Source organism: Azospirillum sp. UENF 312511, from assembly GCF_058780635.1.
Genome location: NZ_JBSNCG010000003.1, coordinates 685,036 through 696,894, shown reverse-complemented (window position 1 = coordinate 696,894; position 11,859 = coordinate 685,036). Strand labels below are relative to the sequence as shown.

Annotated in this window: 9 protein-coding genes; 4 read left to right on the top strand and 5 right to left on the bottom strand. The window is 66.2% G+C overall.

Annotated elements, in window-relative coordinates; all coding sequences use genetic code 11:
• Positions 1 to 20: 20 nt before the first annotated feature.
• Positions 21 to 1,265, top strand: a complete 1,245-nt coding sequence (locus tag ACWPN7_RS14625) for an aminotransferase class V-fold PLP-dependent enzyme (protein ID WP_459196949.1) — start codon at positions 21 to 23, stop codon at positions 1,263 to 1,265.
• 289 nt (positions 1,266 to 1,554) lie between these two features.
• On the opposite strand, the gene mutL is transcribed toward ACWPN7_RS14625, so the two are convergent.
• Both mutL and ACWPN7_RS14615 read right to left on the bottom strand, forming a co-directional pair.
• Positions 1,555 to 3,453: a DNA mismatch repair endonuclease MutL gene (gene mutL / locus ACWPN7_RS14620; RefSeq protein WP_137115785.1), complete on the bottom strand. Its 1,899-nt coding sequence runs from the start codon at positions 3,451 to 3,453 to the stop codon at positions 1,555 to 1,557.
• 76 nt (positions 3,454 to 3,529) lie between these two features.
• Positions 3,530 to 4,372: a hypothetical protein gene (locus ACWPN7_RS14615; RefSeq protein ID WP_459196950.1), complete on the bottom strand. Its 843-nt coding sequence runs from the start codon at positions 4,370 to 4,372 to the stop codon at positions 3,530 to 3,532.
• Positions 4,373 to 4,702: 330 nt separating this feature from the next.
• Between ACWPN7_RS14615 and ACWPN7_RS14610 the strand changes: the two genes are divergently transcribed.
• The gene (locus ACWPN7_RS14610; RefSeq protein WP_492273340.1) at positions 4,703 to 5,908 is read left to right on the top strand and encodes a hypothetical protein; all 1,206 of its coding nucleotides are present in this window, start codon (positions 4,703 to 4,705) and stop codon (positions 5,906 to 5,908) included.
• Positions 5,909 to 6,426: 518 nt separating this feature from the next.
• Here the strand turns inward: ACWPN7_RS14610 and ACWPN7_RS14605 are convergent.
• A complete protein-coding gene (locus tag ACWPN7_RS14605) occupies positions 6,427 to 6,981 on the bottom strand; it encodes a hypothetical protein (protein WP_492273339.1) in 555 nt (184 codons plus the stop codon).
• A 467-nt stretch (positions 6,982 to 7,448) separates the two neighbouring features.
• Here ACWPN7_RS14605 and ACWPN7_RS14600 point away from each other — a divergent pair, with 467 nt between their 5' ends.
• On the top strand, positions 7,449 to 7,790 hold the full coding sequence (locus ACWPN7_RS14600) for a calcium-binding protein (RefSeq protein WP_492273338.1): 342 nt from the start codon (positions 7,449 to 7,451) through the stop codon (positions 7,788 to 7,790).
• A 519-nt stretch (positions 7,791 to 8,309) separates the two neighbouring features.
• On the opposite strand, the gene pgi is transcribed toward ACWPN7_RS14600, so the two are convergent.
• Positions 8,310 to 9,953 carry a glucose-6-phosphate isomerase gene (gene pgi, locus ACWPN7_RS14595; RefSeq protein ID WP_149649593.1) on the bottom strand — a complete coding sequence of 548 codons (1,644 nt, stop codon included), beginning with the start codon at positions 9,951 to 9,953 and terminating at the stop codon, positions 8,310 to 8,312.
• 189 nt (positions 9,954 to 10,142) lie between these two features.
• Here pgi and ACWPN7_RS14590 point away from each other — a divergent pair, with 189 nt between their 5' ends.
• Positions 10,143 to 10,310: a hypothetical protein gene (locus ACWPN7_RS14590; protein ID WP_459196953.1), complete on the top strand. Its 168-nt coding sequence runs from the start codon at positions 10,143 to 10,145 to the stop codon at positions 10,308 to 10,310.
• Between the two features lie 87 nt (positions 10,311 to 10,397).
• On the opposite strand, the gene ACWPN7_RS14585 is transcribed toward ACWPN7_RS14590, so the two are convergent.
• Positions 10,398 to 11,858, bottom strand: a complete 1,461-nt coding sequence (locus tag ACWPN7_RS14585; RefSeq protein WP_459196954.1) for a M16 family metallopeptidase — start codon at positions 11,856 to 11,858, stop codon at positions 10,398 to 10,400.
• Position 11,859 lies beyond the last annotated feature (1 nt).

Here is an 11,859-nt window from a genome sequence, read left to right as displayed (position 1 = left end):
TACAAAGCAGTCCAATGACTATGACCGGAAACGATCTGCGTCCGGCCGGCGCCTCCCCTTTGCCTGCCGACATCCAAGACGAGGAATTGGAGGCGCTCCGCGCCGAGACGCCGGGGCTCGCCGGACAAACGTTCCTCTTGAGTTGCGGCGCGTCGCTGATGCCACGCCCCGTGGTCGAGCGGATGCACGACTACCTGGACCTGGAAGCCCGGCTGGGCGGATACGGCGCCTTCGCGGCTTCCGAGGAGCGCTTGGAACGTGTTTATGGGTCGATTGCCCGGTTGATCAACGCAGCACCCTCCGAGATCGCTCTCGTCGAGAACGCCACGGTCGCGTGGCAGCTGGCTTTCCATTCCCTCGACTTCGCCCCTGGCGATGTGGTCATCACCGCCGAGGCGGAATACGGCGCCAATTATGTGACCCTGCTCCAGATGCAGCGGCGCCGGGGAGTCGTCATCCGCGTGTGTCCGTCGGATGAGCAAGGCGTCGTCGATCTGGCGGCGCTTGAGCGGATGATCGATCCGAAGGTTCGCCTGATTTCGCTGACGTGGGTGCCAACCAATGGCGGATTGAACAATCCGGCGGCCGCCGTCGGCCAGATCGCCCGCGCGCACGGCATTCCCTATCTTCTGGATGCCTGCCAAGCGGTCGGTCAGATGCCGGTCGACGTCCAGGCGCTCGGCTGCGACTTTCTGGCCGCGACGTCGCGCAAGTTCCTGCGGGGACCGCGTGGCGCGGGCTTCTTGCATGTCCGCCGCGCGATGCTGGATCGGTGCGAGCCCCCCTTCATCGATCACATCGGCGCCCGGTGGGTGGAGCGCAACCGCTATGAGCTGCGCGACGACGCCCGGCGCTACGAAAGCTGGGAAAGCAACCACATGGCGCGGCTCGGCATGGGCGAGGCCGCCGATTATGCGATGGAAATCGGCATCGACCGCATCTGGCGCCGCTGCCGCGGTTTGGCGCAACGGCTTCGAGATGGCTTGGCAAGCGTGCCCAGCTTCCGGACTCATGACCTGGGCGCGTGCCCCAGTGCCATCGTCAGCTTCAGCTCCGATGCCGTGGACCCGCGGACCATCGTCGCCGGAGCTGCAGCCCGTGGCATCGCCATCAGCACCTCGTCGCCGGAAAGCACCCGCCTGGACGCCGAACGCCGCCATCTGCCCACGCTGGTTCGCGCTGCCCCGCACTACTTCAACACCGAGGCGGACGTCGACCAGCTCGTCGCTTTCGCCGAATCCCTGATCCGTTACGGCGATGGCTGATCTCACGTCCCCACGCATGGTTTAGGAACCGCGCGGGGCCGGACCGGCGTCAGACCCCCAGGCTGGTTCACACGTTGGAGGGGCGTTGGTCAATCATTCTCCCGGCCGCTTGCCTCGCTCCGCAACGGTGCCCATTCCGTGGCGCGTCACTGGAAAGCGGGGGTTGGGAGAGGGCAACGGCTAGCCGATGATTGCTGGCGCGATGCCGAAGCGGGCCCTCTCCGGGGCAGTTCCATTGTGGTTCAGGGTCAGTCTAACTGTGGCCCAACATAACTGTGGTCCGACAACCCTAACGGCGCCCGAACAGCCGCTCGATGTCCGACAGCTTCAACTCCACATAGGTGGGTCGCCCGTGGTTGCACTGGCCGCTGTGGGGAGTGGCCTCCATCTGGCGCAGCAGGGCGTTCATCTCTTCCACGCTCAAGCTGCGTCCGGCGCGGACGGAGCCATGGCAGGCCATGGTGCCGCACACATGCTCCAGACGCTCCTTCAGCGACAGCGCATCGCCCAGCTCTGCCAGTTCCTCGGCGAGGTCGCGGACGAGGCTTTTCACATCACTCTGACCCAGCAGTGCCGGCACCTCGCGCACCAGGACGCAGCCGGGGCCGAAGCCCTCCACCGCAAGACCCAACTCGGCCAGTTCCGCGGCGCGGCCCAGCAGGCGGTTGGCGGACGGCTCGTCCAGTTCCACCAGCTCCGGGATCAGCAGGGCCTGCCGCTTCACGCCGCCCTCCAGGAGGGCGGTCTTCATCCGCTCATAGACCAGCCGCTCATGGGCGGCGTGCTGATCGACGATGACGATTCCCTCGGTGGTCTGGGCGACGATGTAGGTGTTGTGGACTTGGGCGCGGGCCGCGCCCAGCGGGTGGCTGTCCAACGGCGGAGCGGCGGCGGCCTGCGCCGAGTAGTCCGGCGGGCGCGCGGCGGGCGCGGCCTGCCAGCCGGCGAGGCGGCCTTGCAAGGGAGGGAGCGGCGCCTGATGGGGGGCCTGGAAGGCGGTCGCCCGGTCGGCCAGCCCGCGCGGCACGACGGAGCCGTAACTGCCGCCCCAGGATTGCGCCGGCTGGTGCCCCGGGCTGCGGTAGGGCAGGGGGGAAGGCGACGGAATGGCTCCGTCCGCGTCCAGCTCGCTGTTCTCCGGGCGCAGCGCACCCAGGGTCGCCAGCCCCACAGTGGTCGAGGCGCGGTGCCCGGCCTCGGCCAGCGCGTGCTTCAGGGCGCCGACGATCAGCCCGCGCACCAAGCCCTGGTCGCGGAAGCGCACCTCCGCCTTGGCGGGGTGGACGTTGACGTCCACCTCCTGCGGGTCGAGGTCGAGGAACAGCGCCAGCATGGGGTGGCGGTCGCGCGGCAGGAAATCGGCATAGGCCGCCCGCACCGCGCCGACCATCAGCTTGTCCCGCACCGGGCGGCCGTTGACGAACAGATGCTGGTGGCGGGCCGTGGGGCGGTGCAGGGTGGGCAGGCCGATCCAGCCGGCGAGCGTCACCCCCTCGCGCGCCGCCTGCACAGGCACGGCGTTGTCTTGGAAGTCGCGGCCCATCAGGGCGCCCAGCCGGGTCAGCCGGGCGTCGAGCAGGTCGCCCTGCGCCGCCGACAGGCGCAGCGTCGAGCGGTTGTCGCCGTCCAGCGTGAAGGCCACGCCGGGATGGGCCATGGCCAGCCGTTCGATGCAGTCGCCGATGTGGTCGAACTCGGTCCGGGCGGCCTTCAGGAACTTCAGGCGGGCGGGCACGGCGGCGAACAGGTCGCGCACCTCGACGCGGGTGCCCTGGGCCAGCGCGGCGGGCTGCGGCGCGCCCTTCAGGCCGGCGTCCACGGTCAGCGCCCAGGCGCTGTCGGCGCCGCGCGGGCGGCTGGTCAGGGTCAGGCGGCTGACCGCCCCGATGGAGGGCAGCGCCTCTCCGCGGAAGCCCAGCGAGCGGATGTCGAGCAGGTCGTCGGACGGGAGCTTGGAGGTGGCGTGCCGCTCCACGGCGAGCGCCAGCTCGTCCGGCCCCATGCCGCAGCCGTCGTCGGTGATGGTGATGAGCGACTTGCCGCCATCACGCACCACCACGTCGATGCGGGTGGCCCCGGCGTCGATGGCGTTCTCCACCAGTTCCTTGACGGCGGCGGCGGGCCGCTCGATCACCTCGCCGGCGGCGATGCGGTTGACGAGCGTGTCGGGCAACATGCGGATCGGCATGCGCCAAATATAGTAGGCTCAGGCGCGGAATGCCACCATGAGCGGGGGCGTGTGCGGCGAACGGCTGCGGCGGTCCTCAGGCCCCGGCGAACAGCCCCTTCAACCCTTTCAGCAGGCCGGCGGCCATGTCGGTAGCGGTGTCGTCCATGCCGACCGAGCGGACGGAGGCGAGGACGCGGGTGTTCGGCCCCTCGCCACCGTCGGTGACCGCCCACAGGCTGGCGCCCTGGCCGGGCCGGGTGTCGGTGAGGCGTCCCAGCGTTCCTCCCTTGATGGCCCCGAGCAGCGGGCTGCCGCGGTCGCTCCCGTCCTTCAATGCGATCATGCGCAGCGGATCGTCCGTTGTCTTCGACCGGCTGGTGAGGCCGAGCCGGTCGAAGACGACCTGCAATTCCCTGCCGCTGTTGGGCATGCCGATGCCGATCACGCCGGCCTCGGCGTCGGCATCCTCCGCAAACGGGTCCTTCACTCCGGCGGCGCGCAGAGCGTCCGGGATCTCGGGTTTGCTGAGGCCGTTCTTCGCCGCCAGCTTGTCCAGCAGGCCATGCGCAGCGCCACCCAAAAAGATCGGCTGGTCCTCGGGCAGGTTGAGCGTCTGGCGCAGCATGCCCATCGCCTGCCTCATGTAGTCGGCCTGCTTGAGGTCGTAATCGCGACGCGCGAGCATGGCGTCCACGCCCGCCGCCACCGGGTCCTTCACCGACGTCTCGTCGGCCTTTGGGGCCGTGAAGGAGATGGCCCCGGCCTTCATGGCCCGGACCGCGTCGGGGGACAGGCTGACCGTGTCCACCGTGCCGTTGCGGCCGATCGTGGGAGCGAGGGGTCCCGAAGCGGAGGCATCGGGTCCCTTGGCCGGGACCGGCTTGGCGCCGGCGCCGAAAGCGGCGGGTGTGCTGCTGGTGACGTCGGTGATGGACATACGCGCTTTCCCCGCTTTTCGATGGCGCGGCCTTCGGGATGCATCCCGAGGTGGTGAGTGATGATGCCGCGCACGAAACCGGTTGTCCATGCGGCGGAAGTGTCCAGTCTGATGATGGCTGTGCGGGCCGGGTCGTCTCGTCAGGCGCTGAGGCGACGTGACGATCAACGCGGCGCTGTCGTGAACAAATAAAAACATAAGGCCGCCTATTTTTTGGCTTGTGAAGAAAGCTATGAAAAATACAAATGAATTCATATTGCCGGTTTATTTGAAATGAACTTGTCGAAGTAGGAAAGTGCTTGTTCATTTTCTTATGATTTGGAGAGAGAAATGACTGAAACTCCTATCACTTACGCCTCGGCGGTCGATGTCCCGGTGGTGCGCCAGCCTTTCAATCTGCAGGGCCAGACCAATTCCCTCAACATCACCATTGGCACGCCGAGCGGCCTGCTGCACGAGGTGCAGGTGGACACCGGTTCGACCGGCATCGTCATCCCCGCAACGTTGCTGATGGTTGACGGCGACACGTCGAAGGGACTGGCCGCCGGCGTTGTGTCGCTCGGGCCGGCACAGATCACCTATCACCCGTCGGGGAACACGCTGGCCGGTTGCCTCTATCTCGTGCCCAGCTTGGCGCTTGGCGCGTCGCTGGACGAGTCGAAGCAGGTCGTTTCCGTCTGCGAGGCCGGGCCGCTGGTGGTCTTCGGCGCGCAATATGCCGGCAACACCGGCACGCCCGGCGTCCAGAACCCGGTCGATCCGGGCATGGGCATGATGGGTGTCGGCTCTGGCCGCCCGGCGCTGAGCTACACCGCGAACGCCGGTCAATCCGATCAGGTGGTCTACACGCTGAGCAACCCGTTCCTCTCGGCGTCGGTGGACGGCCAGCCGCTCTACCCGTCCTATCTGCTGTCCTCGGCGGGGAGCGGGGCGAGCGGCTGCATAGCGCTGGGCGTCACGACCGCCGAGTTCACGGCCGCCCCCTTCAACGGCCAGACCGTCGCGCTGACCTCGGCCAAGCCGCCGGTCACGCCGAACGTCACCAACGGCTGCAACTGTGCCCCGCCGTCGGGAACCTCCTGGCCGGCGGCGCCGGCCCAGCCCTATTGGCTGACCGGTCCGGCGACCATCACCATCAGCACGATCAACGACGCGCAGCCGCTGAGCGCCACGCTGCTGCTCGACAGCGGGGTCACCGGGGCGATGATGAGCGTTCCGCAGGTGAAGAACTGGGCGGCCAATCTCGGCGGGGCGGAGATCACCATCGCGGTGCCGAACGGGTCCAGCCCCGATGCGGAGCCGGTGATGACCTACAGCTTCGCCATGTCGAGCGCGGCCCCGGTCAAGGGCATCTTCGCCATCGATGCCGCGCTGTCCACCGCGGCGGCCCCGGCGTCGCTGGAACCGGTCCTGCCGAACGCCGACATCGCCTTCGTCAACACGGGCATCAACCTGCTGCTGGCCTACAACTGTTTCTTCGACGCGCAGCTGGGCCAGCTCGGCTTCGCCACCACAGCAGCGGTCACGCTGCCGTAAGCGGCGGCCGTTCCTGCGTGGGGACCGCCCCGCTGTCCCGTACCGCCACGGCGAGGCGGGAAGGGAGGGGCGGTTCCAGGCACGGGGCGGTCACGCCGGGCCGGTCTTGTCGGCGGGGTGGCCGTCCTCCTGCGTTTCCGGTTCGCTGGGAGTGGCGGGGCAGCTGGCGCTGGACGGGCCGGTGACGACGTCGAAATCGAAATCGGACATGATGGGACCTCCGGTTTGTCAGGGAGGCCGCCGTGACCGTCGGGAGGATTTTGCGTGCACCGCGTGCTGAAAACACAAAAGCCGCCTCGGGTCGGGCGGCTTTGGATGCATCGTGGGTGTGCGATACCTAGGCCGCCGGTGTGTACCAGCGGTACCAAAATCGCCCCAGAAGGGCGGGAGAGGTGAGGCGCACGGGGTTCATGGCCTGCACCCTACGCCGGATCGATGTGCTGCACAAGGATTTACTGCGGCCGGCGCCTCGGTCACCGGCGGAACGACGTCCTGGCGGGGCACCCCGCTGCGCTGACTCAGCCGCCGTTGCGCCCCATGGCATTGGCCATGCGCGAGGCTTCTTCCTTCACGATACCAGCCACATCGTCCTCTGCTATGCCACGGGCGGCGTCCGACAGGGCTGACAAGGACACGCCGGCCTCTTTCAACTTGTTGCTTGCCGCCTCCTCCGCTCCACTCTGCTGGAAGCGCTGGTCGCCGAGATTCATGGTGTAGGGTGACACGATCCGGGTCGAGCGGGGCGGACCGTTCACCCGCCCACTGCCTCTGGGGTCAGCGCCGGGCTCCATTCCGGAAAGAGCGCGCAGGACTGCGCTGTAATCGTCCGAACCGCCCTGGCCATTCTTTTCCAGTTCCCCTAATCGTGAAACCAACTCCTTGCGCCGGGCAAGCGTGTTGTCCGTCGCTTTCAGCATTTCATCCGCAGTGACGCTGTCGGCGCGGGCGAAGAGGTTGGAGTTCTGGGTTTCGAACATCATGCTGCCGGTCGCGAAGCTGGAGCGGCGCGCTTGCTTCAGGCTGCCCATCAACGCGTTGTTCACATCGTCACCGGTGACCTTGCCGCTGTCCACGAGGTCGCCGAGCAGGGCACGCTCGTTCTGCTTCAGCTTGTTGAAAAGGTCCAGCGACGGCCCCTTCAGAACTCGCCGCCAAGGTGCTCAGGGACAACGTGTCCTTTGTGCTCTCGGCGGTCGAGGTGGCTGCGCCGCCAATCTGATTGTTGTCGGCGGTGCGTAGCTGGGTGGTGCCTTTTGAGGAGGAGGCTGATGATGTCGAATATGCGCCAGTCAAGGCCGATTGAACATCCATAGCTGCATCCTCCTGAGTTCCTGATTCCTTTCTCCTTCTATAGCCCATTCTTTCATTTGAAGCAATGGTCACGGCATAAAAGTAAGATTTTGATTACTTAGGCATCTAAGCAATATCATGGTATGTTTTGATTTCGTATATCTATAAAAAATGTATTTGCTTTATACGGAATCGTGATAATTGTTTTTGTGTGCATTTATTGTGGGTGCACAAATATAATGTGTGGAGGATGATTGTGACTTACTATAGCTATGCCCTGACCAATGGAAATGATTTGGCGCCGAGCGGGTCTTACCCAGGATCCATCACGGATCAATTCTCGATTTACGGCCTGGGCGGCAACGATACAATCGTCGGCGGCTACTATGCTGATTATCTGGATGGCGGCGACGGCAACGATAACCTGTTCGGACATGGCGGATCCGATACGCTTCTGGGCGGTAATGGCGACGATACTCTGAACGGCGACACCGAGGCGGACCTGTTACACGGTGGCAGCGGATATGATGTGATCTACGGAGGGACGACTTCGGCATCGGGAAACGATACGCTGATCGGGGGAGGCTCTTAGAGTGCGGATCAAAACCGGGTAGGGCTGAGGTAAATCAACGGCTTCAGCCCACTTTCCACGGGTTTTGATAGGAGCTCTTACTCGTGGGACGAGCTTTACGGGGGTGCCGGTGACGACACCTACTTCCACGATCCGTTGCTAGGCGGAAATACCTACATCTTTGACACTGCCGACAGCAATCCCGGCTCAGCGGATAGGCTTGTTTTCCTCAATGCGACGTTGAGCGATCTTCAAGCGACCTGGGTCAACAACAACGACCTATGGATTTACTTGAAATCAGATATCAATGATAACGGCCAAGTCGACAACGGCGTTTTGATCAAGAATTTCCGTACGAATTCCAACACTGTGGGAATTTCGACGATCGAGCAGCTTCAGGTTGGTAGTACGGTTTACAATTTCCCCGCGCTTCTGGGCGTTGTCTGATGATGCTGATCGCGCCATAGCGAATCAAGGAGAGGCGGGAAAGCGGCTGTCTGCCACTCTTCCGCCTCTCCTTCGTTCGCCGTAAAGGTCCGCTCAGCGGTGCTTGCGGTACCAGCCGATCAGCCCATTGGTCGAGCTGTCGTGCCCCAGCGCGGCGGTCGGGCCATTCTGGAGTTCGGGCAGGATCTTGCCGGCCAACTGCTTGCCCAACTCCACCCCCCACTGATCGAAGCTGTTGATGGCCCACACGATGCCCTGGACGAACACCTTGTGCTCGTAGAGCGCGATCAGGGCGCCCAGCGTGCGCGGGTCCAGCTTCTTGAACAGGATGCTGTTGGACGGCTTGTTGCCCTCGAACACGCGGTGGGGGACCAGCGGCTCGACGGTCTCGGCCGGCTTGCCGGACTTGGCCATCTCGGCGCGCACCTCGTCGGCGGTCTTGCCGCGCATCAGGGCCTCCGGCTGGGCGAAGAAGTTCGACAGCAGGATGCGGTGATGGTCGCCGATGGGGTTGTGGGTCTCCGCCGGGGCCAGGAAGTCGGCGGGCACCAGCTCCGTCCCCTGGTGGATCAGCTGGTAGAAGGCGTGCTGGCCGTTGGTGCCCGGCTCACCGAAGACCACCGGGCCGGTGGCGTAATCCACCCGCGCGCCCTGGCGGTCCACCGTCTTGCCGTTGCTCTCCATGTCCAACTGCTGGAGATAGGCGGGGAAGCGGTGCAGATACTGGTCGTAGGGCAGCACGGCGTGCGACTTGGCGCCCCAGAAATTGACGTACCAGACGCCGAGCATCGCCATCAGCACCGGCATGTTGCGGTCCAGCGGCGCGGTGCGGAAATGCTCGTCCATCTCGTGGGCGCCGGCCAGCAACTCATAGAAGCGGTCCATGCCGATGCCGAGCGCGATGGACAGCCCGATCGCCGACCACAGCGAATAGCGCCCGCCGACCCAGTCCCAGAAGCCGAACATGTTGGCCGGGTCGATGCCGAACTTGCGCACCTCCGCCTCGTTGGTGGAGACGGCGACGAAATGCTTGGCGACATGGGCGGGGTCGCCGGCGCTCTCCAGGAACCAGCGCCGCGCGGTGTGGGCGTTGGTCAGCGTCTCCTGGGTGGTGAAGGTCTTGGACGCGATGACGAACAGGGTCGTCTCCGGGTCCAGCCATTCCAGCGTCTCGCTGATGTGGGTGCCATCCACGTTGGAAACGAAATGCACGCCGATCTGCGGGTGCAGGTAGGGGGTCAGCGCCTCCGTCACCATCACCGGGCCGAGGTCGGACCCGCCGATGCCGATGTTGACGATGTCGGTGATCGGGTGGCCGGTGTAGCCGGTCCAGGCGCCGTCACGGACCTGCCGGACGAAGCGCTCCATGCGGTGCAGGACGGCGTTCACCTCCGGCATGACGTCCTGGCCGTCCACCATGACCGGGCGGTTGGAGCGGTTGCGCAGCGCGGTGTGCAGGACGGCGCGGTCCTCGGTGATGTTGATCCGCTCCCCGGCGAACATGCGGTCGCGCCAGCCTTCCACGTCCTGCTGGCGGGCGAGGTCGAGGAGAAGGGTCCGAGTCTCCTCGGTGATGCGATTCTTCGAATAATCGAACAGCAGGCCGCAGGCTTCCAGGGAGAAGCGGTTGAAGCGGTCGGCGTCGGCGGCGAACAGGTCGCGCATATGGAGGGTCGAAACGTCCTGGCGGTGACGGGCCAGGGCTTCCCAGGCGGGCGAACGGGTGAGCGCTGACATTGGGATTTTGCCTCCTTCTCGCGTGCGCGGAGCCTAGCACCGATCGGTGCGCGCCGGGTACGCGCCAAAGCGGCGCATCCAACGTGCACAAAGGTCTAGGTGAAGCGGTCTAGGTGAAGCGGACTATGCGGGGCGGTGGATGAAACCGGCAACCGCCGCCCTGTGTTCTTTTCGGGACAGGAGGTGACCATGAGCGATTCGAACAAACCCGAACAGAATCCGCCGGTTCCGACAGATGAGGAACGCCGCGAGGACGAGCGGCCCGATCAGGTGGGGATCATCCCCGGCAAGGTGCCGGGCCGCCCCATTGATCCCGGCGATCCGCGCTTTCCGGGGAGCCAGCCGGACTTGGCGTGAGGGGGGTGGTCGCGCTGGGCCCCCCTCCCGACCTCCCCTGCAAAGCGGGGGAGGGTTGGGTGGGGGCTCGCCGCGACCACGCCCCGGTCAGCTCCCCCCGTCGATCGTCCGCGTCGCGGTCACGCCTTCCGGACGGCCGACCAGCACGGTCAGCAGCCGGTTGGGGTCGAGCAGCCGCTTGGCGACGCGCTGCACGTCGGCCTGGGTGACGCCGTTGATGAAGGCGTCGCGGCGGTCGAGATAGTCGATGCCCAACTCGTCGCGCTTGACCTGGAGCAGGATGCCTGCGATCGCCTGGGTGCTGCTGAGCTGGAGCGGGAAGCTGCCGGTGAGGTAGGTCTTGGCGTCGGCCAACTCCTCCTCCGTCACGCCCTGGTCGGCCATGCGCTTCCATTCCTGGCGCATGATGTCCAGCGCCTGACCGGCCTTGGCGTTCACCGTGTTGCCGCCGGCCATCACCAGCGCGGAATGCTCCATCGGGATCAGGTAGCTGTAGACGCCGTAGCTGAGGCCGCGCTTCTCCCGCACCTCCTCCATCAGGCGGGAGCCGAAGCCGCCGCCGCCCAGGACGTAGTTCATCACGGTCGCCGCGTACCAGTCGGGGTCGGCGCGCTTGAGCCCGGTCTGGCCCATCAGCATGACGGTCTGCGCGGTCGGCCGGGTGGCGACCAGCGTCTCGCCAAGCCCCTTCGGCTCGACGTCGGGGATGGCGGCGTTCGCGGAGGTTGCGGGCAGGCCGCCGAACACGTGGTCGAGTGCGCGGCCCAGATCCTCCGGGCTGATGTCGCCCGCCGCGGCGACAACCAACCGGTCGCGCCCGAAGCCGTTCTTCACGAAGCCGCGCAGATCGTCCGGGGTGATCGTCGGCAGCGACTCCAGCGTGCCGCGGATCTCGTCGCCGTAGGGGTGGCCGGGATAGGCGGTGGAATAGAACAGCCGCCGTCCGACGTAGTTGGGGTCGGCCTGATCGCGGCGCAGGCTGGACAGAACGGCGGCGCGCATGCGCTCCACCGCCTCCGCGTCGAAGCGTGGCTCGGCCAGCGACAGGCGGGTCAGCTCGAACGCCTCGTCGCGGCGGTCGCTCAGCGTGCGCAGGCTGCCGCCGAAGCCGTCGCGTCCGGCGTCGTAGCCCAGCGCGATGGCGTTGTCCTGGAGCCGCGCGGCGAAGGCCTGGCTGTCATAGGGACCGGCTCCCTCGTCCAGCGTGCGGGCGGCGAGGTTGGCGAGGCCCTCCTTGCCCTTGGGGTCGGACGCCCCGGCCCCCTCGAAGGCCCATTCCAGGGCGATGATGGGGACCTTGTGGTCCTCGACCAGCCACGCCTCGATCCCGCCGGGGCTGACCACCCGCTTGATCTCGATGGCGGCGGCGGGGGTGACGACAGCGAAGGCGGTCAGGAGCAGGGTGAGGATGGTGACGATGGCCCCCTCCCTAACCCTCCCCCTCTTCGAGGTGGAGGGGACCGGTTCGGCGCTCAGGCCCTCCACCGCGGAGCGGGGGAGGGAGGGACCCGCAGAGCGGGAGGGAGGGGGCACGATGCGTGCGATCATC

Excerpts from the sequence above, each read along its gene's own strand:
- ACWPN7_RS14625 (WP_459196949.1), top strand. The coding sequence starts at position 21 with ATGACCGGAAACGATCTGCGTCCGGCCGGCGCCTCCCCTTTGCCTGCC.
- mutL (WP_137115785.1), bottom strand. The coding sequence starts at position 3,453 with ATGCCGATCCGCATGTTGCCCGACACGCTCGTCAACCGCATCGCCGCC.
- ACWPN7_RS14615 (WP_459196950.1), bottom strand. The coding sequence starts at position 4,372 with ATGTCCATCACCGACGTCACCAGCAGCACACCCGCCGCTTTCGGCGCC.
- ACWPN7_RS14610 (WP_492273340.1), top strand. The coding sequence starts at position 4,703 with ATGACTGAAACTCCTATCACTTACGCCTCGGCGGTCGATGTCCCGGTG.
- ACWPN7_RS14600 (WP_492273338.1), top strand. The coding sequence starts at position 7,449 with ATGATTGTGACTTACTATAGCTATGCCCTGACCAATGGAAATGATTTG.
- pgi (WP_149649593.1), bottom strand. The coding sequence starts at position 9,953 with ATGTCAGCGCTCACCCGTTCGCCCGCCTGGGAAGCCCTGGCCCGTCAC.
- ACWPN7_RS14590 (WP_459196953.1), top strand. The coding sequence starts at position 10,143 with ATGAGCGATTCGAACAAACCCGAACAGAATCCGCCGGTTCCGACAGAT.
- ACWPN7_RS14585 (WP_459196954.1), bottom strand. The coding sequence starts at position 11,858 with ATGATCGCACGCATCGTGCCCCCTCCCTCCCGCTCTGCGGGTCCCTCC.